At 58.6% G+C, this 21119-nt stretch carries 19 protein-coding genes and 6 tRNA genes; 7 read left to right on the top strand and 18 right to left on the bottom strand.

Annotated features, from left to right (window positions below; all coding sequences use genetic code 11):
* Nucleotide 1: 1 nt before the first annotated feature.
* Nucleotides 2-1312 carry an O-acetylhomoserine aminocarboxypropyltransferase/cysteine synthase family protein gene (locus DXD77_RS07185; RefSeq protein ID WP_117648314.1) on the bottom strand — a complete coding sequence of 437 codons (1311 nt, stop codon included), beginning with the start codon at nt 1310-1312 and terminating at the stop codon, nt 2-4.
* A 275-nt stretch (nt 1313-1587) separates the two neighbouring features.
* Between DXD77_RS07185 and DXD77_RS07180 the strand changes: the two genes are divergently transcribed.
* From DXD77_RS07180 to DXD77_RS07160, 5 genes are all read left to right on the top strand, one after another.
* A complete protein-coding gene (locus DXD77_RS07180; RefSeq protein ID WP_055251412.1) occupies nt 1588-2490 on the top strand; it encodes a LysR family transcriptional regulator in 903 nt (300 codons plus the stop codon).
* Between the two features lie 48 nt (nt 2491-2538).
* Entirely contained in the window at nt 2539-3075 is a 537-nt protein-coding gene (gene rnhA, locus DXD77_RS07175) for a ribonuclease HI (RefSeq protein WP_117648313.1), read from the top strand.
* 73 nt (nt 3076-3148) lie between these two features.
* A complete protein-coding gene (locus DXD77_RS07170) occupies nt 3149-4255 on the top strand; it encodes a Gfo/Idh/MocA family protein (protein ID WP_117648312.1) in 1107 nt (368 codons plus the stop codon).
* Between the two features lie 2 nt (nt 4256-4257).
* Nucleotides 4258-4668: an acylphosphatase gene (locus DXD77_RS07165; protein ID WP_117648311.1), complete on the top strand. Its 411-nt coding sequence runs from the start codon at nt 4258-4260 to the stop codon at nt 4666-4668.
* A gap of 61 nt (nt 4669-4729) precedes the next feature.
* Nucleotides 4730-5110 carry a Fur family transcriptional regulator gene (locus tag DXD77_RS07160; protein ID WP_199409017.1) on the top strand — a complete coding sequence of 127 codons (381 nt, stop codon included), beginning with the start codon at nt 4730-4732 and terminating at the stop codon, nt 5108-5110.
* Nucleotides 5111-5125: 15 nt separating this feature from the next.
* On the opposite strand, the gene DXD77_RS07155 is transcribed toward DXD77_RS07160, so the two are convergent.
* From DXD77_RS07155 to DXD77_RS07145, 3 genes are all read right to left on the bottom strand, one after another.
* Complete coding sequence (locus DXD77_RS07155) at nt 5126-5923, bottom strand: HAD-IIB family hydrolase (protein ID WP_117648310.1); 798 nt, start codon at nt 5921-5923, stop codon at nt 5126-5128.
* Between the two features lie 83 nt (nt 5924-6006).
* The gene (locus DXD77_RS07150; protein ID WP_117648309.1) at nt 6007-6585 is read right to left on the bottom strand and encodes an urease accessory protein UreE; all 579 of its coding nucleotides are present in this window, start codon (nt 6583-6585) and stop codon (nt 6007-6009) included.
* Between the two features lie 3 nt (nt 6586-6588).
* Nucleotides 6589-7017, bottom strand: a complete 429-nt coding sequence (locus tag DXD77_RS07145; RefSeq protein WP_035138874.1) for a peptidylprolyl isomerase — start codon at nt 7015-7017, stop codon at nt 6589-6591.
* 120 nt (nt 7018-7137) lie between these two features.
* Between DXD77_RS07145 and DXD77_RS07140 the strand changes: the two genes are divergently transcribed.
* Both DXD77_RS07140 and DXD77_RS07135 read left to right on the top strand, forming a co-directional pair.
* Nucleotides 7138-8151 carry a dipeptidase gene (locus tag DXD77_RS07140; RefSeq protein ID WP_117648308.1) on the top strand — a complete coding sequence of 338 codons (1014 nt, stop codon included), beginning with the start codon at nt 7138-7140 and terminating at the stop codon, nt 8149-8151.
* 74 nt (nt 8152-8225) lie between these two features.
* The gene (locus DXD77_RS07135) at nt 8226-9002 is read left to right on the top strand and encodes a M48 family metallopeptidase (protein ID WP_158549110.1); all 777 of its coding nucleotides are present in this window, start codon (nt 8226-8228) and stop codon (nt 9000-9002) included.
* A 6-nt stretch (nt 9003-9008) separates the two neighbouring features.
* Here DXD77_RS07135 and folB read toward each other — a convergent pair whose 3' ends face one another.
* The 14 genes from folB to DXD77_RS07065 form a co-directional block, all read right to left on the bottom strand.
* Nucleotides 9009-9494 carry a dihydroneopterin aldolase gene (gene folB / locus DXD77_RS07130; RefSeq protein WP_117648306.1) on the bottom strand — a complete coding sequence of 162 codons (486 nt, stop codon included), beginning with the start codon at nt 9492-9494 and terminating at the stop codon, nt 9009-9011.
* 43 nt (nt 9495-9537) lie between these two features.
* Nucleotides 9538-10119, bottom strand: coding sequence for an HD domain-containing protein (locus DXD77_RS07125; protein WP_172622418.1), 582 nt, complete (start codon nt 10117-10119; stop codon nt 9538-9540).
* 2 nt (nt 10120-10121) lie between these two features.
* The gene (folE, locus tag DXD77_RS07120; RefSeq protein WP_055251394.1) at nt 10122-10679 is read right to left on the bottom strand and encodes a GTP cyclohydrolase I FolE; all 558 of its coding nucleotides are present in this window, start codon (nt 10677-10679) and stop codon (nt 10122-10124) included.
* A gap of 66 nt (nt 10680-10745) precedes the next feature.
* Nucleotides 10746-11327: an anaerobic ribonucleoside-triphosphate reductase activating protein gene (gene nrdG / locus DXD77_RS07115; RefSeq protein ID WP_117648305.1), complete on the bottom strand. Its 582-nt coding sequence runs from the start codon at nt 11325-11327 to the stop codon at nt 10746-10748.
* A gap of 427 nt (nt 11328-11754) precedes the next feature.
* Nucleotides 11755-13977 (bottom strand): anaerobic ribonucleoside-triphosphate reductase, encoded by a 2223-nt coding sequence (gene nrdD / locus DXD77_RS07110; RefSeq protein ID WP_117648304.1) that lies wholly within the window; start codon nt 13975-13977, stop codon nt 11755-11757.
* 633 nt (nt 13978-14610) lie between these two features.
* A tRNA-Val gene (locus DXD77_RS07105) sits at nt 14611-14685 on the bottom strand.
* Between the two features lie 3 nt (nt 14686-14688).
* A tRNA-Gly gene (locus DXD77_RS07100) sits at nt 14689-14764 on the bottom strand.
* A 142-nt stretch (nt 14765-14906) separates the two neighbouring features.
* Entirely contained in the window at nt 14907-16640 is a 1734-nt protein-coding gene (locus tag DXD77_RS07095) for a glycoside hydrolase family 13 protein (protein ID WP_233506766.1), read from the bottom strand.
* A gap of 335 nt (nt 16641-16975) precedes the next feature.
* A tRNA-Gly gene (locus DXD77_RS07090) sits at nt 16976-17051 on the bottom strand.
* A 42-nt stretch (nt 17052-17093) separates the two neighbouring features.
* Nucleotides 17094-17167: transfer RNA gene (locus tag DXD77_RS07085), tRNA-Cys, on the bottom strand.
* A 34-nt stretch (nt 17168-17201) separates the two neighbouring features.
* Nucleotides 17202-17277: transfer RNA gene (locus tag DXD77_RS07080), tRNA-Gly, on the bottom strand.
* 105 nt (nt 17278-17382) lie between these two features.
* Entirely contained in the window at nt 17383-18129 is a 747-nt protein-coding gene (locus DXD77_RS07075; RefSeq protein ID WP_117648303.1) for an anti-sigma factor antagonist, read from the bottom strand.
* A gap of 78 nt (nt 18130-18207) precedes the next feature.
* The gene (locus DXD77_RS07070; RefSeq protein WP_117648302.1) at nt 18208-20553 is read right to left on the bottom strand and encodes a GAF domain-containing SpoIIE family protein phosphatase; all 2346 of its coding nucleotides are present in this window, start codon (nt 20551-20553) and stop codon (nt 18208-18210) included.
* 59 nt (nt 20554-20612) lie between these two features.
* Nucleotides 20613-20702: transfer RNA gene (locus DXD77_RS07065), tRNA-Leu, on the bottom strand.
* Between the last annotated feature and the right edge of the window lie 417 nt (nt 20703-21119).

The raw sequence follows: 21119 nt of genomic DNA, 5'->3' as shown, positions 1-21119 counted from the left end.
CTTACTCGTCCAGCACGGCGAAGGCCTGCTTCAGATCCCAAATGATGTCCTCGGCGTTCTCGGTACCGATGGAAAGACGGATCGTGGAGGGCGTGATGTTCTGCTCGGCGAGCTCCTCGGCAGAGAGCTGGGAGTGCGTGGTGGTAGCCGGGTGCACGACGAGCGACTTGACGTCGGCCACGTTGGCGAGCAGCGAGAACACCTGCAGATGATCGATGAACTTCCAGGCAGCCTCCTGGCCACCTTTGATCTCGAAGGTGAAGATCGAGGCACCGCCGTTGGGGAAGTACTTCTGATAGAGCTCGTGATCGGGGTGCTCAGGCAGGCTCGGGTGGTTCACCTTGGCAACGTGGCTGTCGCCGGCAAGGAACTCAACGACCTTCTTGGTGTTCTCGACATGACGGTCAACGCGCAGCGACAGGGTCTCGGTGCCCTGGAGCAGGACCCAGGCGTTGAACGGGCTGATGCAGGCACCCTCGTCACGCAGCAGGATGGCGCGGACATAGGTTGCGAAGGCGGCGGGACCGGCAGCCTCGGCAAACGAGACGCCATGGTAGGAGGGGTTGGGCTCAGCGATCTGGGCGTACTTTCCGCTCGCCTTCCAATCGAAGTTACCGCCGTCGACGATCACACCGCCCAGCGAGGTGCCGTGGCCGCCGATGAACTTGGTTGCGGAGTGGACAACGATGTTGGCGCCATGCTCCAGCGGACGGAACAGATACGGGGTGCCGAAAGTGTTGTCGACGACAACCGGCAGACCGTGCTTCTTGGCGATCTCGGAGATGGCGTCGATGTTGGGGATGTCAGAGTTGGGGTTGCCGAGCGTCTCGAGATAGATGACCGTGGTGTTGTCCTTGATGGCACCCTCAACCTCTTCCAGGTTGTGGGCATCGACAAACGTGGTCTCGACGCCAAACTGGGAGAGCGTATGCTCGAGCAGGTTGTAGGAACCGCCGTAGATGGTCTTCTGAGCCACCACGTGGTCACCAGCCTGGGCAAGAGCCTGCAGGGTATAGGTGATGGCAGCGGCACCGGAGGCGACGGCAAGACCGGCCACGCCACCCTCGAGCGCGGCGATACGGTCCTCAAAGACGCCCTGGGTGGAGTTGGTCAGACGGCCGTAGATGTTACCGGCGTCGGCAAGACCAAAGCGATCGGCGGCGTGCTGGGAGTTGCGGAACACATAGCTCGCGGTCTGGTAGATAGGCACGGCGCGGGAGTCGGATGCGGGGTCGGCGCTCTCCTGGCCAACATGAAGCTGCAGGGTATCGAAACCAAAGGTGTGCTCGGGGTTGTTGATGAACTGGCTCATGATGATCTCCTTGATCGAACGAAAGTAAATAAATAAGAGAGAAGTAAGTCGCTGTCTCCTGATCACGCCGACGGGCGCAAACAGGAGCCCGGCATTCGTCTTGGTAAGCAGTTCATATGCGGTCCTCCTTTTGACATCCCGGTTCCGTGGTCGGCTTAATTACCTACCGCCTTTGTGTGTTTTGAATAGTACGAGCATTGTTTCGCTCGGTCAATCACTTAAAAGCGCTAACCTGTTATCGGTTTTTTAGATAGCTATCGAAAGGACGGGCACCGATGACACTCCAGCAGCTTCGTTTTCTTATCGCCGTGGCAGAGTCCGGCTCAATCAACGCCGCAGCTCAGCGCCTCTATACCGCTCAGTCCAACATCTCAAACGCCGTCAAAAGCCTAGAACAAGAGCTCCATCTGGAGATCTTTACGCGCTCCAGCCGCGGCGTCACGCTCACCAACGACGGCACCGAGCTTTTGGGCTATGCGCGCCAGGTCGTAGAGCAGGCCGACATGCTCGAGGCACGCTACGAGGACGGTGGCACCCCGCAAGCCCGCCTCGCCATTTCCGCCCAGCACTACGCCTTTTCGGTCGAGGCCTTTGTCAACGTAGTCGAGCGCTGCCGCGACAGCAAGTTCGAGTTCATCATGCGCGAGACCACCACATCGCAGATCATCGATGACGTCCGTGCGTTTCGCAGCGATATCGGCATTCTGTATCTGGATGACTTTAACGCCCGCGTTCTGCAGAAGGCCTTCGCCGATGCCCGCGCAAGCTTCCATCCCCTATTCGACGCGACGGTCCACGTCTTCGTTAGCGAGCGCCACCCGCTCGCACGCCGCCCGCAGCTGTCCCTTGCCGACCTCACGCCCTATACGCGCTACAGCTTTGAGCAGGGAACCTCAAACTCCTTCTATTACGCCGAGGAACCTTTTAGCTATATCCCTTGCGACCGCAACATACGAATCTCGGACCGCGGAACACTTACTAACTTACTTATCACGTCGAACGGTTACACCCTGTCGACCGGTGTCCTCTCCAATGAAATGCAATGGGGCATGGCATCGATCCCGCTAGCAGACGCCCCAACGATGCACGTTGGCTACATCATGCACGACGAGCGCAAGCCCTCTCTCCTCTTGCAGCAATACCTCGACGAGCTCAACCGCATCATCCATGCCAACTAACAGTCCGAAGACGGGGTAGAAATCGTAGATTGCTGGCCCCCGGCGGGCATGGCGCTACAATGGTCACTCACACGAAACGTACCCAACGAAAGGAAGCCCGTGAAGGTCATCATCTATACCGACGGCTCGGCCCGATCAAATCCGGGACGCGGCGGCTACGGCGCCGTGCTCAAATACACCAACCCCGCCGGCAAGACCTTCACCTCCGAGCTTTCGCGCGGCTATGCCAAGACCACCAACAACCGCATGGAACTCATGGCGGTCATCGTGGCGCTCGAGGCGCTCAACCGCCCTTGCGAGGTCGAAGTCCATTCCGATTCGCAGTATGTCGTCAACGCCTTTAACAAGCACTGGATCGACGGCTGGAAAAAGCGCGGATGGAAAACCGCCAACAAGCAACCCGTCAAGAACCGCGACCTGTGGGAGCGCCTACTCACCGCCAAAAGCAAGCACAAGGTTGATTTCATCTGGGTTAAGGGTCACGCCGGTCACGAGCTCAACGAGCGCTGCGATGAGCTCGCCACCACGGCGGCCGACGGCAGCAACCTCGATATCGACGCCGGCTTTAACGAGAGCGACCTGTAATAGCGTTTTCGCGCAGCTTTATATCCCCACGCGCTACACTCATCCTGTAGGCCAAACAACGCAAGGGGGACGTATGCTGCGCATCGCGACCATCGGCACATCCATGATCACCGACGACTTTATCCAAGTCGTCAACGCCAACGACCAAGCCGCGTTTGTGGGCACGCTTTCACGCGATGCCAATCGCGGTGCCGCCTTTACCGCCGAGCGCGGTGGCGAGCGAAACTTTACTTCACTCGATGAGCTCGCGGCAGCTGCCGACGTCGACGCCGTCTATATCGGCAGCCCTAACGCACTTCACTACGAGCAGGCCCTTGTCTGCATCGCCGGTGGCAAGCACGTCATCGTCGAGAAGCCCTTCTGCGCCACCGAAGCGCAGGCGCTGGAAGTCTTCCGCGCTGCCGAGGCAGCAGGTGTCGTGGCCCTCGAGGCCATGCGTCCCCTCCACGACCCCGCCTTCCACGCCATCGAGGACGCCCTGGGCGAGATCGCCCCCATCCGCCGCGCCTCATTGCGCTTTGGCAAATATTCCTCGCGCTACAACGAGATTCTCGCGGGACGCGCCACCAATATCTTCGACTGCAATATGGCATCGGGTTCCCTCATGGACATTGGCGTCTACACCGTCGAGCCCATGGTCGAGATTTTCGGCATGCCCTCCGGCCTTACGAGCATGGCTACTCTGCTCGACCCCGCCACGCGACAGCTCACGCACGGCCCCATCGACGGCTGCGGTTCCATCCTCGCCAGCTACGGCGGTGGCCGTATCTCCGTCGAGCTCGCGCACTCCAAAATAACGAATGACCTGCTACCCTCGCAGATCGAAGGCGAGCGTGGCACTATCCAGATCGACCATCTGTCCACGCCCCGCAATGTCCGCATCGACTATCGCGGCGATGTCGTACGCGGCTCGGCGACCGAGGCACCGCGCGAACAGGGCGACAACGGCCGCGTGCTCGACCTGCCCAAATCGAGCAACACTATGGAATACGAACTCACAGACTTTATCACCGCCATCGGCGGCATCGATAACGTTAAGGAAGAGATTTGGGAGACCCCGGCGGGACGTCACGAACTTGGCCACTACCGCGATGTCACGCTCGTCTCATTGCGCATCATGGATGCCGTGCGCCAGCAGGCCGGCATTACCTTCCCGTCCGACGCAGGCAAGCAGGCCTAGCGATGGGCTTCTTCGATGCGTTCTTCTCCAGCGTCACCGGCGGCAGCCGAGAGCCTCAAAAACCATCAAACATCGAGCTCGAGTTGCGCCGCAGGCTTACTGTGCTCGCAAGCGACGAGGTCACTCAAGACACTCCCCTGCGCTATTTCCTGCGCTGGGCGGGGCAAGTCCAGGGCGTTGGTTTTCGCTTTACCAACACCAACCTCGCGCAGGCACGCGCACTCACCGGCTGGGTGAGTAACATGGAAGACGGCTCGGTCGAGATGGAGATACAGGGAGCTCCGGCAAACATCCTATCTCATCTCGAGGCGCTTCATGCCTCCTACGAGCGCATGGGAACGCGTTTTCGCCTCGTAGAAGCCCAGGCCCAAGCCCCACTTGCCAATGAAGACAGTTTCATTCCTCGTTATTAGTATTGTGTGCTAAATACGGTATCATTTACCTACGACCGTTGATAGAAAAGAGGCGAGGCGCATGGCGGTGCAAAGAAGGAATACCAGGCAGCGAAAGCTGGTTCTTGACGCCGTGCGCCAAAGTTATAACCATCCCACCGCCGACGAAATCTACAACGTCGTGCGCGCGCAGGATGACAAAATCAGCCGCGGTACGGTCTACCGCAATCTCAATCTCTTGGCCGACGCCGGCGAGATCCTCTCCATCAAGACGCCGGGCGGCAGCCGCTTCGATCGCACGATCGAGCCGCATGCGCATATCATCTGCACCTCATGCAGCCGCGTCATCGACGTACCGCTCCCCTTCGATGCCCAGCTCGACGCCAAGGCGTCCGAGCAAATCGACTGGCACGTCACGTCGCACTACACCATCTTCGAGGGTCTCTGCCCCGACTGCCGGTAGATGTTTGGGACATGCCTACTCAGCAAGTAGACGACGCAGCTCCTCTTCGACCGTGCGCACGTAGCGGACACGGTCATTGACACCGCGCATGCTGGGATTGCAGCTCTCCATCAGATAGGGATGGCCCACCACGTTGAGCATGTCGCGATCGTTTTCGTTATCGCCAAACGCCATCATTTCGTTAGGTGAGATCCCCAGCGCACAACCATAATCGGCAAGCGCGGACCCCTTGCCCGAATCAAAGCCGATAAAGTCGGTCCATTCGGTTCCCGACGTCATCACATCGACCCGGTCGCTAAAGCGACGCACAAAATACTCCAGCGCCGCCGGCTGCTCCACCTCGGGCGTCTGGAAGGCAATCTTAATGACGCCCTCGTCGATGTCCTCTGGACGGTCGACCACCGCCACATCGCAGTGGACCTCATAACGCAGGTGGTCAACAAACGCGTCGTTGCCGCTCATGGTGTAGAGGTGCCCCTCACACGAAAGGGTCACGTCGGCATGGGGGTACGCAACCACGGCATTCGCGATATCCATGGCCAGGCCACGCTCCATAGAACGCTTGACAACGGCACGCCCCTCGCTCATGACCAGGGCTCCGTTTTCGCATACATAGGCGAGTTCATCGGCCACCGGGGCAAACAGGTAGCGCAGGCTCGCATATTGACGGCCACTCGCCGGCATAAACACGATACCGCGACGATGCAGCTCATCGATAAGCTCAAAGGCCTCGGAACGCGGCTCGCGCTCCCCCGGGTGCAGCAACGTGCCGTCCAAATCGCATGCAATCAGCTTGATTCCCTCAAGACCCATATGCTTCCCCCAAAGCCTCCTATCAACAGCAAGACGGACCTTGATCGGTCACCCCTCAAAGCCCGTCTTGCGCATACGCGCGCTTAGTCGCGAGTCTTTTTAACGATGGTAAAGTCCGGAGCCATGCTCACGACAACATCGGCCGCGCTCGACGCAAAGCGTCGGCCCGCATCGAGCTCGCGCGAAACGATCGAGATCCGAGCTCCCTCGACGCCGCGAAGCATGCGGCCCAAAACAGGCTGCACCGGCGTATACATGCGCACGGTATGCTCGTCCGAATCGCCTCGGAAAAGCGGCGCGTGCATATTGCCGATCTCCCAGCACGCATGCGCGAGCGCAATCGGGTCCATGCGGTCAACTTCGACCAAATAAACCTCGGCACTGCGCAGGCGCACGACAACCGCCACGGGCACCATGCCCGAACGGTCGATGGCGAGCACGTCGCCGTCGGCAAGACGACTGCCGTCGGCAGTATCCAGCCGAACATCGATCGTGCGCCCCAGCTCCGTCACGCCCACAAACGTGCGCGCATCAGCCTGGTCCCAATCGAGCAGGAGCTCGTCAACTTCAAAGACACCGCCCAGCTCCCGGCGAAGTAGGAGTTCATAGGACGGATCGTTGAGATTTCCCAAGCATGTCGTCGAAACCAAGCGTTCAGGCATACTCTAGCCCTCGACCTCGACGAGCTCGATATCAAAGTTGAGGTCCTTGCCGGCCAGCTCGTGGTTGGCGTCGAGCGTCACGGCCTCGGGCGTTACGTCGATGACCACGGCGGGGACGGGCATACCGCTCGGCGTGGACAGGAAGAGCTTCATGCCCTTCTCGATCTGCTCGATGTTGGGAACCTGTTCGGCCGGGAAGGTCAGGACCATCTCGGGGTTGTGCTCGCCGTAGGCATCGGCGGCCGGGATATGCACGGTCTTCTTCTCGCCCACCTGCATGTCGACAACAGCGGCATCGAAGCCCTTGATCATCTGACCGGCGCCGCAGGTGAACTCCAGCGGCTCGCCGCGATCGTAGGAGCTATCGAATTGCGTGCCGTCGTCGAGCGTGCCGCGATAATGAGTCTTGACCTTCTTGCCCTGGTTGGACATGGAAACCTCCGTGATAAGGGCGGCGCACAACGCGGGCCGCCATGAACATATGGCGCTAACTATACCCTAGTCATACAATTCAAAGACAGTTTGCAAAGAAACGCTGCAACCGGAGGAACCATGGCATATCCCGTATTTGACCTACACTGCGACACCGCCGACCGCATCGGCTGGGCCACGCTCGATCTCGACCTGCGCTTTACCGCCGGCACCGACGGTTATTTCCCCGGCGACGAAACGCATCCGCAAGATTTCGACCTCATCGAGGGCAACGCCTGCGCCATCTCGCTCGCAAAGATCGGCAACACGCCGTGGGCACAGTGCTTCGCCACGTTTGTCCCCGACGAGATTCCCACCGCCCACGCCGCGCGCTTCCAGGCGCAGATCATGGCGCACATGAGCGGCCAGGCCATGCTTAACCACGACCGCATGGTCAACGTACGCAGCGCGGCAGACATTCGCCCCGCGCTCAAGGACGGCAAGGTCGCTTGCATCCACACCATCGAAAACGCCACGTTCTTTGCCGAGGACCCCGCGCTGATCGAGGTGCTCAAGAGCCTGGGCGTGCTTATGTCGTCACTCAGCTGGAACGCGCAGGGACCGCTCGCGAGCGGCCACGACACCCACGCCGGCCTCACCGCCGCCGGCATCGAGGCGCTTACGCAGATGGAGCACGCCGGCATGGTGCTCGACGTCTCCCACCTCAACGATGAGTGCTTTGACGAGGTTGTCGCCCACGCCACGCGCCCCTTCGTCGCCAGCCACTCCAACTCCCGTACCGTCTGCAGAGTCAAGCGCAACCTCACCGACGACCAGTTCCGCACCATTCGCGACATGGGCGGTATCGTCGGCCTCAACTACTGCAGCGAGTTCCTTTCCAACGACGCAACCAAAAAGACCGCCGCAGACGTCACCTTCGACCAGCTAGCGGCACATATCGAGCACTGGCTCGACCTGGGCGGCGAGGACGTCATCGCACTCGGTGGCGACTGGGACGGCGCCACTGTGCCCGCCTTCCTCTCCGATGCCAGCATGATGCCCGAGTTCCAGAACATGCTCTCCAAGCACTTTGGCAAGACCGTGATGCAAAAGCTCTGCAGCGACAACGCGCTCGCCTTCTTTGAGCGTTATTAATTTCACATCCCTTGAGCGGGCCGGCATGCCGAACGGTCGACATGCCGGCCCGTCCCCAATCCAAAGGACCGCTTTTGACGCAGCAGTTTACGATTTCCGCATCCCGACCGGATGGGACGCCCATCCCCGTCGTCGTTACCAAAAAGTGCGTCAAGAACTTCAACCTACGCGTCACTTCGAGCGGTGAGGTCCACGCCAGCGCACCGCTCGGCGCCACCCGCGAGCGTATCGAAGCGTTTGTGAAGCGCAACAGCGCCTGGATTACCAGCCGACTTGCCCAGCGCGAGCAGCGTCAGGCGACGGCACCAGAGCCGCTCAGCCCCTCGTCCATCATTGCACTTTGGGGCAAGCCCATCACGGTACAGGATGCACTCGATCACAACTTTGCATCACCCGCACCGCGACCCAAACAGGCCACCTTCGCAAGTTTTATGGGTACCGATGAATCGGACGAAGGCCCACAGGCCAAGCGGCACGCAATCCTCGACGGCCTAACGTCCGATGAGCTCCAAGCCCACATCGACCAGCTCTTTGCGTCCGAGGTCACATCGGCGCTGCGCGACATCGTGCACGCGTACGAAGTCGCAATGGGCGTCACCGTGGCCCGCATCTCCGTGCGCAGCATGAAAACGCGCTGGGGATCATGCACGCCCAAATCCGGCGCCATTCGCATCGCGCGCGAGCTCGCCGCCTACCCCGTCGAATGCCTCGACATGGTTGTCGCCCACGAGTTCGTCCACTTGCTCGAGCCAAGCCACAATCAGCGTTTTCACGCCCTGCTCGACACGTACTGTCCCAACAATAGAGCTCTGTCGCAGCGGCTCAAGCAGCCACCCATAGAGACGTATTAGAACCGGTTACCGCACGCGCTCGATCTCGACACCGCAGCTTGCCAGGGGCAGGCCAACAGGAGCCCACGGCTTATCGAGCTTTATGCGCACACCAAGCAGCAGGGGGTAACGACGCAGCAGCATCTGGGCCACACCCTCGGCTGCCGCCTCGATGAGTTTAAACGTATGCTCGCGCAGATAGCCATCAACATCGTGGCACACCGAGCCGTAGTCAATCGAGGCATCCAGGTTATCGTGCTCCCCCGCCGCGCGCAGGTCGGCATAGAGCACCAGAGAAACGATGAACTTCTGACCCAGCGCGTTCTCCTCGGGATACACGCCATGGTTGGCAAAAACCTCAAGGCCGTCAATGACAATACGATCGGCATGGCGCAAATCGTCATAGCTTACATGGGGCACCGCCGTTGCGGTGGATATTTCGCCCCTTCCACGGCGGGCGAGCTCGGCGCCTTCAGTCTTGGTTGCATTCTCGGGCAGTTTCTTGTTACTCATCGCGATCGTCTCCTTCGTTTAGAACCCCGACCGCGCAAACTAACTACACGCGAATCGACAGGTTCTTTTTATCATCGCTCCAGTTGCAAGCATTGCGCGCGGGGCATGCAAAGCAGGCGCGCGACGCTTTGTCGGCCGCATAGAGCAGACGCTCAAGCGGTTGGCTGTTCACGCGCAGCTTTCGATGGCCCAGAATGGCCGTCTTAATGGCTGCGGCATCGGCCGGCTCAAACGCCACGTCATCGGGCATGCCGCCGAGAATCGCATCAGCGACGCGTTCGCTTGCAACATCATGGGATATACCCGATTCATACTGTTCATCTTTGCCGATATCGTGAAGAAGTGCCGTGGCGTAGATGACCTCGCGGTCAAATTCGAGCTGCTCCTCGAGATTCTTGATCCACATAATGCGAGCGACATCGAGCAGATGGTCAATACCGTGGCGGCAGAAGATGCGCCCCGATTCCAACTGTACGATGTTGCCCAGGTGCCGCCGGAACAGCCCGTTGGCACAAATGTAATCAATGCGAGGCATGGCACCAAAGGGGGCCAGGCCCGAAGCCATAAAGCCGCGACGCGACGTCCCCTCATCGGTCTTCGATGTAAAGTCGTTGACGACTCTCATGGTTAGCGGCCCAGCATCCTAAAGAAACGCTCCTCGAGCGCGGGATCGGTCTCAAAGACGCCGCGGCGAGCAAGCGTCACGGTCTTGGTGCCGGGCTTTTGCACGCCACGCATCGTCATGCACATATGCTCGGCCTCCATCAACACAATCGCTCCCTGGGGAGCGAGATAATCCATGAGGGCATCGGCAACCTGTGTGCACAGTTGCTCCTGCAGCTGAAGACGGCGGGCATAAACCTCAACCGTGCGGGCGAGCTTGGAAAGCCCAGCCACCCGACCGTTAGGGATATAACCAATGGCGGCCTTGCCATAAAACGGCAGCAGATGATGTTCGCACAGCGAGTAGAACGTAATGTCGCGCTCGATAACCAAATCGTTCGAAGCGACGGCAAAGGTTTTGGACAGGTGCTCCTCGGCACTCTGGTCCATGCCGCCGGCGATCTCACCATACATACGGGCAACGCGCGCCGGGGTCTCCAGCAGGCCCTCACGAGTTGGGTCCTCGCCTATGCCCTCAAGCAACAGCTTAATGGCGGCCTCGACTTTTTCCTGATCGACCATCTGGGCCTCACTTTTCCGATTTCACGTTCGCGCTATGGTACCACGCCCTCCGGCATCGACCACAAGCTACATAGTATGGGTCGAATAGACCGGATCATCACGCCAAAGTTCAACCGCATCACAAAGCGCAACGCCCTCGCGCTCAGCACGGGCGCGCGTGGCGTTCATATCGATCACGCGCTGGTTACTCGAGCCCCTAAAGCGCAGCGTGATATCGTACAGGTCCTGAACAAACGGGCCGTCCACCAACATATCAAGACAGGTAAGGATACGGTCCGTGACCTCGGTATGGTGGCGTCCTCCCGGCATAAGCTCCTCGAGCACATCGCCGGTAAAACACCAAATGGTCTTTCCTGACCCCGCAGGATAAGCGGCACGAACACACTCGACAAACTCAACGAGCCCCGCCTGGTTCTCGGGCTCCATGGGCTCTCCGCCCAGAATCGTCAGGCCGTCAATAAAGGGATGATCGAGGCTCTCGATAATCTTGTCCTCGACGGCACGATCAAAGGGCTCGCCCGCAGCAAAGTCCCACGCAACAGAGTTAAAGCAATTCTTGCACCCACGACGGCACCCGCTTACAAACAGAGAAGTACGAACGCCTTCTCCATCAGCAATGTCGAAATACTTAATGTTCGCGTAGTTCATAGGTAACCTTCCTGGGGGTCTGGAGTATATCATCCCGTCCTCAAACATTCTCGGCCTTCGGCCTGCGAAACTGCGGGCGGGACGATATACTCCAGACCCCTCGCGAGCGATACTCAATGAACTCAGCGAACATCGAGTATAGGGTTCGAGGTCCAATAAAAACAATGCTGCAGCTCAACCGTTATCGCAAGCAAAGCGTTGTTGCAAGTCAACTCATTTCCGCTAAAAACTTCGAGGAGTGAGCAGACCGCGTGCTGCATCTCAGCTACATCAACTTGGCTGAGCCGAGAGGGCCGCTTGGGCTTTTGCTCGATATGAGTTCCGCACGCAAAGAAGGCCACTTAATGTGGCCTTCGTCTTGCGCAGGACTGTCCGAAATAGCGAGCAAATGCCCAAGCGGCCCTCTCGGCTCAGTCCCGGAGCGGTATTAGAGATGCAGCACGCGGTCGCGGATCTCCTCGGTTCGACCCTGGTTCCAGAACTGGGTACCGATGTAGCCGCACGTGCGACGGGCGACATTCATCTTCTCCTGGTCGCGGTTGCCGCAGCTGGGGCACTCCCACACCAGCTTGCCGTCATCCTCGACAATCTTGATCTCGCCATCGTAGCCGCACACCTGGCAGTAGTCGCTCTTGGTGTTGAGCTCGGCGTACATGATGTTGTCGTAGATGTACTGCATCACGCGGATGACAGCCTTGAGGTTGTCCTGCATGTTGGGAACCTCGACGTAGGAGATGGCACCGCCCGGCGAAAGCTGCTGGAACATGCCCTCGAACTTGAGCTTGTCGAATGCGTCGATCTCCTCGGACACGTGGACGTGGTAGCTGTTGGTGATGTAGCCTTTGTCCGTCACGCCCGGGATGATGCCAAAACGACGCTGCAGGCACTTGGCGAACTTGTAGGTCGTCGACTCAAGCGGGGTACCGTACAGCGAGAAGTCAATATCGCTTTCGGCCTTCCACTCGGCGCACTTGTCGTTCATGCGCTGCATGACGGCCATGGCAAAGGGCGTGCCCTCCTTCTCGGTGTGGCTGTGGCCCGTCATGTACTTGACGCACTCATACAGGCCGGCATACCCCAGGCTGATGGTGGAATAGCCGCCCACGAGCAGCTTATCGATCGTCTCGCCCTTCTTCAGACGCGCCAGGGCGCCGTACTGCCAAAGAATCGGTGCGGCATCCGAAAGCGTACCCATCAGACGCTCATGACGGCACAGCAGGGCGCGGTGGCACAGCTCGAGGCGCTCGTCGAAGATTTTCCAGAACTTGTCCATGTCCTGATGCGAGCTCAGCGCGACATCGGGCAGGTTGATGGTCACAACACCCTGGTTAAAGCGGCCATAGTACTTAGGTTTGGTCGGGTCATAGTTCAGCGCGTTGGCAACATTGTTAAAGCCGTTGCCCGAGCGGTCGGGCGTCAGGAAACTGCGACAACCCATGCAGGTGTAGCAATCGCCGTTGCCGGCGGTCTCGCCCTTCGACAGCTTGAGCTCGCGCATCTTCTTCTCGGAGATGTAATCGGGCACCATGCGCTTGGCGGTGCACTTGGCAGCCAGCTGGGTCAGGTAGAAGTACGGAGAATTCTCGTGAACGTTATCGTCCTCGAGTACATAGATAAGCTTGGGGAATGCCGGGGTAATCCACACACCGGCTTCGTTCTTAACGCCCTCATAGCGTTGACGAAGCGTCTCCTCCACGATCATGGCAAGGTCGTGCTTCTCCTGGGGCGTACGGGCCTCATTGAGATACATAAAGACCGTCACGAACGGCGCCTGGCCATTGGTGGTCATAAGGGTCACGACCTGATACTGAATCGTCTGGACGCCGCGACGGATCTCATCGCGCAGACGGTCCTCAACGACCTCACGGACCTTTTCGGCAGATGCCGAAACACCGAGCTCCTCGAGCTCGCGGGCAACCTCGCCGCGAATCTTTTGACGGCTCACCTCAACAAACGGGGCAAGATGGGTCAGCGAAATAGACTGGCCGCCGTACTGGGAGGAAGCAACCTGGGCGATAATCTGCGTCGCGATGTTGCAGGCAGTCGAGAAGCTGTGCGGCTTCTCGATCAGCGTGCCCGAGATAACGGTGCCGTTCTGGAGCATGTCCTCCAGGTTCACCAGGTCGCAGTTATGCATGTGCTGGGCAAAGTAGTCAGAATCGTGGAAGTGGATCAGGCCCTCATTGTGGGCATCCACGATCTCCTGGGGCAGCAGCACACGCTGAGTCAGATCCTTTGAAATCTCGCCGGCCATATAGTCGCGCTGGACGGAATTGACGGTCGGGTTCTTGTTAGAGTTCTCCTGCTTGACCTCTTCGTTATTGCACTCGATCAGCGACAGAATCTTGTCGTCGGTCGTGTTCTTCTGGCGCTTCAGGCTCTGAACATAGCGATAGATGATGTAGTGGCGGGCGACCTCGTAGCAGTCGAGACGCATGATCTCGTCCTCGACCAAATCCTGGATCTCCTCGACCGAAACGGTGTGGCCCGCGTTCTCGCATGCCTCGGCGACGTTTTGCGCCGCATAAACCACCTGGCGGTCGGTAAGACGAGAGCTCTCCTCGACCTCCAAGTTTGCGGCGCGGATGGCATTGACGATCTTATCGATGTCAAAGACAGCCTCGGTGCCGCTGCGCTTGATGATCTTCATCCTCTTGCCTCTTTCGCGTCGTAGCCTCATTGCGCTTCAGAGCCAAACGATGCCCGGCAGGGCCTGCCCCTGCCTTGCGGCGCCGTCGCGCAATCTGTGTTCTCGATAAACCATAAGCCTCCATGCGGACATTCCCTAGAGCCAATCAAGCGGTTCAAGGACACGTTCAAAAGAGGCAGTTAAGGTCTTCGTTCTCTGTCCGCCATCTATCATACGACAAAGAAGCATCTATATCCTGTATTCTTTTTTTAGGTCAAACACAACATATAGTGTTTCAGCAGGTCAAAGCAATTGGTCATTTTGCAGACGCATTAAAAATGAGGGGTATTTGACAAGTCGGTAAAACGTTACCAACACGGCTACCTGCATGGCAGTTATAAAACCCCCTTAGTCAAGCCGCTGACAAATCCTACCAAAACCAAGCCGCTCACGCCAAAAGAATCCAAAAGATTATGCTTGACCAACATGTTGCGGTCACGATGGACCAGGACACATGCAATCTGCCGGCGCCCCCACGGGATGCGAAGACCATCGCGTACAGACCTTGGATCAATATTTGGCGGCTTATTTGGCGGCGTGCTTGGTGGCAAAACAAAACAGCCCAGAGGACATAGCCTCTGAGCTGCGAACATTTGGTGGGCGTTAGAAGATTTGAACTTCTGACCTCTTCCGTGTCAGGGAAGCGCTCTCCCCCTGAGCTAAACGCCCAAATGGAGCGGACAACGGGGCTCGAACCCGCGACCCCAACCTTGGCAAGGTTGTGCTCTACCAACTGAGCCATGTCCGCCTGCGAGGATTTAATATACGGGATGATCCACCCAAATGCAAGAACTTTTTTTGAAAAGTTTTGCGACGCCCTCGCGAACCTCGCGAAGACATCAGCCACCACGGAAGGTGTAGGCAAACGCAAGCTCGCCGCAAGAGGCCCCCTACAACTCAGCGAGCATGATCCAGACAGAGCTGTCCTGCGCGAGCCTGCCATCTGCAAGCGGTGATGAGGTGAGCAGGACCCTACCCGCCGGCAGCTCCACGGGTGCTGCACCGAAGTTCGTCACACACGCCCAGCCGTTGTCGCGGCGATAGGCGATGACGCCGCCCTCAGCGCCCTCGGCACCATCCGCAAGGCCGGTGCACCCGTCAAGATCGAGCCACGCAAGATCGTTGGCGCACCCGCGCAGCTTGCGCCGCAGCCAGAGGGCGTCGCGATAGAACGCAAGCATCGATGCCGGGTCCGCTTCTTCCCTATCGGCAGCGTAATCGGAAAACCATGCAGGCTGTGGCAGATGGGGCGCCGCATCGGCGTCCGCCGGTGAAAACCCAAACGATCCGCCCTGCGCGGGATCGTCCGCTGCCACCCACGGCAGGGGCACACGACAGCCGTCGCGCCCCTTCTCGCGCTTCGGTCCGTGCGTATTGGTCGCAGTGGGATCTTCGAGTGCAGCCCACGGGATGTCAGCCACCTCAAAAAGGCCGAGCTCCTCACCCTGATACACGTATGCCGAGCCCGGAAGCGCCAACTCAAGCAAAAGGGCTGCCCGCGCGCGGCGCTCGCCGAGTTCACGGTCCTCGTCATAAGACGACCCGTCGCGTAAGAGCCAGTCGAGCGCAATCTGATGGTAGCGCGTCGCCTTGATTTGCGGCAGGGCATAGCGTGTCGCCACGCGCGGCACGTCGTGGTTGGAGAGTACCCAGGTCGAGGCGGAATCGGATTCGATGGCCGCCTTCAAGCCCTTCTCGATTGCAGCGTGCATGTCATCATAGGTCCAAGTGGCCTTGGCGAACTCAAAGTTGAATGTCTGGCCAAGCTCGCTGGGGCGTGCGTAGAGATACTGGCGCTCGGGCAGAACCCACGCCTCGGCAACGGCGCTGCGCGGCGGATCATAACGGTCGAACACGCGGCGCCACTCGCGATAGATCTCATGGACCTCGTTGCGGTCCCACAGCGGATGGGTGCCGTCCTCAACCATGTCATCGCCCTCGGCGAGATGCCACCGGTCGAGGTCATCGCGGTCGAGATCCTTGGCGAGACCGTGCGCCACATCAATGCGAAAGCCATCGACGCCTCGATCGCTCCAAAACGCCAGGACGTCGCAAAAGAACGCATGAACCTCGGGACACGACCAGTCAAAGTCCGGCTGCTCGGGCGTAAACATGTGCAGATACCACTGACCGTCCGCGACGCGCGTCCAGGCGGGGCCGCCAAAGTTGGCATTCCAATTGGTGGGAGGCAGCTCGCCGTGCTCGCCGCGACCATCGCGGAAGATATAACGGGCGCGCTCGGGTGATCCGGGGCCGGCGGCAAGAGCGGCTTTGAACCAGGGGTGCTGGTTGGACGAATGGTTGGGCACGATGTCGACGATGACCTTGATGCCGTGCGCATGAGCCGCAGCGATCATGTCATCGAAGTCGTCAAGCGAGCCGAGACGTGGGTCGACATCGCAGTAGTCCGCCACATCATAGCCGCCATCGACAAGAGGCGATGGGTAAAACGGGCTCAGCCAGATAGCCTCGATGCCCAGCTGCTCAAGATAGTCCATCTGCTGGGTAATGCCCGCGATATCGCCCAGACCCGAACCAGTCGAATCCTTAAACGAGCGCGGATAGATCTGATAGATCGCGGCATCGGACATCCATGGGCGCGACGAGGACTTTTCTGTAGCCATGGGATGAGTCTCCCTTGCAACGAGGTTTTGCGAGATGCCCACGATGATACGCCCAAAGCTGACATTCACGGCAATCAACGCCGCAGCCACGCCCCAAACGCTCGCCCCCTCTCGGGCTCGAGCCTCCTGGGACGAATCGATCGATTAGTGAAAAGAACGGAAGACTTACTCCCCCGGCCACGACAGCGAGCGGGCTCCGGGTGCCCCAGGTTGCCGCGAAAGAGGAGGGAAGCGTACTTTATGTACGCGACCGACGATTGAGGGGCAAGATGGGGTGCCCGGGGCCCGCGCAGCGTCAACAAAAAACGCGGTTCGTTAGAACCGCGTAAGATAGTTGGAGCGGACAACGGGGCTCGAACCCGCGACCCCAACCTTGGCAAGGTTGTGCTCTACCAACTGAGCCATGTCCGCATATGTAAAACAAAACGGGCGCCGGAGCGCCCGGATGTTGCCTGGAGGCGAAGCCCGGATTCGAACCGGGGGTAAAGGCTTTGCAGGCCTCTGCCTTACCACTTGGCCACTTCGCCGAAAAAGGACCGACTAAACGGTCCGGAAATGCAATGGAGCGGACAACGGGGCTCGAACCCGCGACCCCAACCTTGGCAAGGTTGTGCTCTACCAACTGAGCCATGTCCGCTTGCGGGTTATTAATTTACGCGAGTTGTCCAAAAGACGCAAGTACTTTTTTCAAAAAACTTGTCTGCCGCATGTTCTTAGTAGCTAAACGCGCTAAAGCGATTGGCTAGGCACACGACTCCAGCGCTCCGCTAAACAGCTTCACCATCTGCACGCGCGTGCCGGCGCCGTCCGTACGACGAGCAACCTCCACGTTATCGACGAGCATACGCATAAGCTTGATACCACGGCCGCGCTCCTCTGATGCGACCGGTTCGCTCGTTTCATCGATAGAATAGCCGGCACCTCGATCAAGCACCTCAACCACAACGCGATCGCCATAGGCCTGAACCGTCAGGACGCACCCGATACCGCCCGCATGGTCATAGGCATTACCCAGCGCCTCCCCCGACGCCAATGCGACATCGTAGCGCTCATCACGGCGCAACGGAAGCGATTCAAGGAGTTCGGCGATGCGATGTCGGTAGTATGGAAGATTCTCGATACCCTGACGGACCTCGACGCTCTTACTCCAGCGAGGCAGCTCCCCCACCGGAATGGCGGGAATAGGCTCCCGTGTCGGCCCCGCGACATGAAGAATATCGACAAGACGAGCAATCTCCAAAAAGCGAACAACTTCACCCGATGCATTGACGAGCGAGAGCAGGCCTTCTCGCCTCATGAGCTCACGAGCGCGCGTAAGCAGGAATGCCAAGCCCGTCGAATCGATAAAGCTAACAGCCTGACAGTTGATGACGACACGACGCACGCCGCGGCCAATCAAAGCATCCAACCGCCGACGCAGCGCAGGCACCGTGGCGATGTCGATATCGCCTGGTGGCGTCAAAACCGCTATGTCATTCCACTCATTCATACGACTATGGTTCCCCAAAAAAGCCCACTCGATGCATTCGTTTCCCCAACCGTACGGATTCAGCCCGCCCAGCGTCGTCTATGAACGACCCCGTAAAAACTCAAGGGACACCAATGCAATGTCATCGTCCAGCGCCGATTCGGTAAATCGGTCGAGCTCGCCCAAGACCTTGCCGCAGATTCCCGATACGCCCTCACCCGAGACAGAGAGCAGAAGGTCACGAAGGCGCTGCTCGCCAAAAAAAGCACCCGAGCGGTCACGTGCTTCGATTGTTCCGTCGGTGTACATAAATAGCATGTCACCAGGAGCGAACGTAAACACGCCTGTCTCGTACACCATGCTCTCAAAGGCACCGATTACCCCCGATTGGCATCCAAGCAGCTCGACCTCTCCCCCACGAGCCTCGCCGCCACCCAGCGGCATCGACTCTGGCCTGATGACCATGGTCGGAGGATGGCCCGCCGAACAATACGTTGCGCGTCCGGCTTTAAGGTCAATCTTGGCGATAAAGGCCGTCACGAACGTCTCGACCCTCGAAAAGCCCATAAGCATGCTGTTAAGGGAGCGTGCCATGCGGGCCGGTCCAGCGCCCTCCCAGGCATATGCCGTCAGGGCCGTCTTGACGAGTGCGGACATCGATGCAGCCTCAATGCCTTTGCCAGACACATCGCCCAGAATCATGACGGCGCAATCGTCGGGAAGACGGATGAGCGTATAGAAATCGCCGCCGACCAACGCCGAGTTCGTGGCCGACAGGTACACCGAATCGGCGGCGATTCCCGGAACATCCCCCAGTGAATTTCTCATGCCAATCTGGAGGGTCTGAGCGATATGGCGCTCCTCACGCTTTTGAGATTCGCCTTCATAGATCAGTTCAAAGTCATGGGCCAAGTGCACCAAGTAGTCATATTCAAGGTCATCAATCGGCTCTTGGCTGCCATCACGAAGCAGCAGCGCACGCGTCGTCGGCCCCTTCGCAACAGAAGCAGGAACGATTGCGTCGTTACTGTGCTTGCCATCGCCCTCAGGGCGTGGGCGCCCCGCCTCGATGCCGGCGTCGACGTAGAGACCCTGGCAAGGCAGGCCATGCGCTCTAAGCCAGCCTCCCATAGGCATCGATTCGTCAACGCGAGTTATACGGACGTGTTTAAGGTCCTCGGCACTCGTGCCGCCCAAAACAGATGCCTCAAAGCCATCAGGGGCAGCCCCCAGACGTGCCGCTGGCGCCGTCGTGGAAAAGAAAAGCTTCTCGGGATCGTCCGGCAAAGCAACGCGACTGCCGCCTTCAAAATCTATGACGTAGGAATCCAGACTGGCGTCATACTCAACAGGGCAAAAATGGCAGTTGAGCATATTGCAGATCTCGGACGACACCGCCTGGGTAGCCGCAGCGGAATCGTCTAGAAAGGTAAACAACTCATCACGCAGCACATTGAGGGAACGACCAAGCTCGGCCGTGCGACGGGAGCGAAGGCTCGATGCCATGCCGACCAGCTGGATAGACAGGTAATCGCAAATGACCTCGAGCACATTAACGTCATAGGCGAGCGGTGCCTGGGGGCGTTTCCAACCAACTTCCAGCACGCCGAGGATCTGCGTACCGTAAAAAACGGGAAGACAGATTTCACTGCGGTACGGAGGCATATCCTGCATGCGCAACAGGTGCTTTGAACGATTATCCAGGTCCATGAACATACCGGAGGCGGCCTTATCGCCCTCAAGGTCCTGTTGGATCGACAAGCGACAGGCACGCGACTCGCGAAGAACATACGTCGGAATGCCAGCGCCATACGGCAAAAACTCGGGCAGGTAGCTGTCGTACAGCTCCTTGGAAACACCGCGGAGCTTAAAGCCGCCGCTCTCAGAAAAATAGATAGCGGCACCCGAAGCATCGAGCGTTCCTACAAGCTGGTTCAAAACGGTATCAAGCAGGCTGGGTAACTCATCGGAGCCCACAGTGCTCATAATGACCGAGAGCGTCCCAGAGAGACGCTTGTTCGCCACTCTAAGCTCCGATAACGCACGCTTGAGCTGACGGTCGTGAGAATACTGTTCCTCGATACTGTGAAGCGCCACCAGGACACGTGGTGCGCGGCGCCCAAAGATGCGTGGAGGCGTTACGGAGCCCGCACGAACCAAGACGGGAATAAAAGAGCCGTCACTTAGCTTGAGCATCAGTTCGTTCTCGGAGCCATCAGTTTCAAATGGCAGACGATGTTCCGTCGCACGTTCAAAAGCGGACGAGTACAGGACGTCTTTAACATCTCCACCGATGACGTCGGCGCGTTCCTCGCACATCAAACCAAGTAAGCGGTTATTCACATGCAGAATGGTTCCGTCGAGCTCGCAGATGATGACAGCATCGCTCGTGATCTCGACTAGTTGGGCAACGTCTGCCCACTCGTTGCGTTCAAGCGTTTCCATCGTGGACCCCACCGTCTATCGGTAACAAAAAAGCCTCCGAAGAGGCTTCTCAAATGCGATGGTGTCGGAGGCGGGACTTGAACCCGCATGACCAAAAAGCGGTCACTAGCACCTCAAGCTAGCGCGTCTGCCAATTCCGCCACTCCGACATGCTATGTTGTTGATTCGCAGTTCGTTTTGTTCGACCCGCGCGTTCATCGAGGAAGATAATAACCTATGATTCGAGAACTGTGCAAGCACTTTTTTCAAAAAAGTTTACGAATTTGTAAATGCGCTGGTAGACGGACCTGTTCGGGCCGGAATGAGGTTGCTTTCCAACGCGTCCTCGGGCATGCGGCATTATTTTGATTCGCGCTTCGCGCTACAAAATAATGCCGCCCCCTGCGGAATGCGTTGGAAAGCAACCTCATTCCGGCCCTAGGAGTATGTACTCCGGGAACAGTTCTCAAATATGTTCTGGGGCTGATATAAATTTAGTGGCTCGGCTTTGCCGAGCCCTTATATAAGGAGGCCGGAGCTTTTGCTCCGGCCTCACTAACTATCCCATTAGATTAAGTGAGCGATCA

It is taken from the genome of Collinsella sp. TM09-10AT, assembly GCF_003436275.1.
Lineage (GTDB): Bacteria > Actinomycetota > Coriobacteriia > Coriobacteriales > Coriobacteriaceae > Collinsella.
The sequence above is the reverse complement of the archived record's forward strand: the minus strand, read 5'-3'. Positions and strand labels throughout refer to the sequence as shown.

What these genes read in the sequence shown, in the direction of transcription:
- DXD77_RS07185 (WP_117648314.1), bottom strand. Translation starts at nt 1,312, where the DNA reads ATGAGCCAGTTCATCAACAACCCCGAGCACACCTTTGGTTTCGATACC.
- DXD77_RS07180 (WP_055251412.1), top strand. Translation starts at nt 1,588, where the DNA reads ATGACACTCCAGCAGCTTCGTTTTCTTATCGCCGTGGCAGAGTCCGGC.
- rnhA (WP_117648313.1), top strand. Translation starts at nt 2,539, where the DNA reads ATGGCGCTACAATGGTCACTCACACGAAACGTACCCAACGAAAGGAAG.
- DXD77_RS07170 (WP_117648312.1), top strand. Translation starts at nt 3,149, where the DNA reads ATGCTGCGCATCGCGACCATCGGCACATCCATGATCACCGACGACTTT.
- DXD77_RS07165 (WP_117648311.1), top strand. Translation starts at nt 4,258, where the DNA reads ATGGGCTTCTTCGATGCGTTCTTCTCCAGCGTCACCGGCGGCAGCCGA.
- DXD77_RS07160 (WP_199409017.1), top strand. Translation starts at nt 4,730, where the DNA reads ATGGCGGTGCAAAGAAGGAATACCAGGCAGCGAAAGCTGGTTCTTGAC.
- DXD77_RS07155 (WP_117648310.1), bottom strand. Translation starts at nt 5,923, where the DNA reads ATGGGTCTTGAGGGAATCAAGCTGATTGCATGCGATTTGGACGGCACG.
- DXD77_RS07150 (WP_117648309.1), bottom strand. Translation starts at nt 6,585, where the DNA reads ATGCCTGAACGCTTGGTTTCGACGACATGCTTGGGAAATCTCAACGAT.
- DXD77_RS07145 (WP_035138874.1), bottom strand. Translation starts at nt 7,017, where the DNA reads ATGTCCAACCAGGGCAAGAAGGTCAAGACTCATTATCGCGGCACGCTC.
- DXD77_RS07140 (WP_117648308.1), top strand. Translation starts at nt 7,138, where the DNA reads ATGGCATATCCCGTATTTGACCTACACTGCGACACCGCCGACCGCATC.
- folB (WP_117648306.1), bottom strand. Translation starts at nt 9,494, where the DNA reads ATGAGTAACAAGAAACTGCCCGAGAATGCAACCAAGACTGAAGGCGCC.
- DXD77_RS07125 (WP_172622418.1), bottom strand. Translation starts at nt 10,119, where the DNA reads ATGAGAGTCGTCAACGACTTTACATCGAAGACCGATGAGGGGACGTCG.
- folE (WP_055251394.1), bottom strand. Translation starts at nt 10,679, where the DNA reads ATGGTCGATCAGGAAAAAGTCGAGGCCGCCATTAAGCTGTTGCTTGAG.
- nrdG (WP_117648305.1), bottom strand. Translation starts at nt 11,327, where the DNA reads ATGAACTACGCGAACATTAAGTATTTCGACATTGCTGATGGAGAAGGC.
- nrdD (WP_117648304.1), bottom strand. Translation starts at nt 13,977, where the DNA reads ATGAAGATCATCAAGCGCAGCGGCACCGAGGCTGTCTTTGACATCGAT.
- DXD77_RS07095 (WP_233506766.1), bottom strand. Translation starts at nt 16,640, where the DNA reads ATGGCTACAGAAAAGTCCTCGTCGCGCCCATGGATGTCCGATGCCGCG.
- DXD77_RS07075 (WP_117648303.1), bottom strand. Translation starts at nt 18,129, where the DNA reads ATGAATGAGTGGAATGACATAGCGGTTTTGACGCCACCAGGCGATATC.
- DXD77_RS07070 (WP_117648302.1), bottom strand. Translation starts at nt 20,553, where the DNA reads ATGGAAACGCTTGAACGCAACGAGTGGGCAGACGTTGCCCAACTAGTC.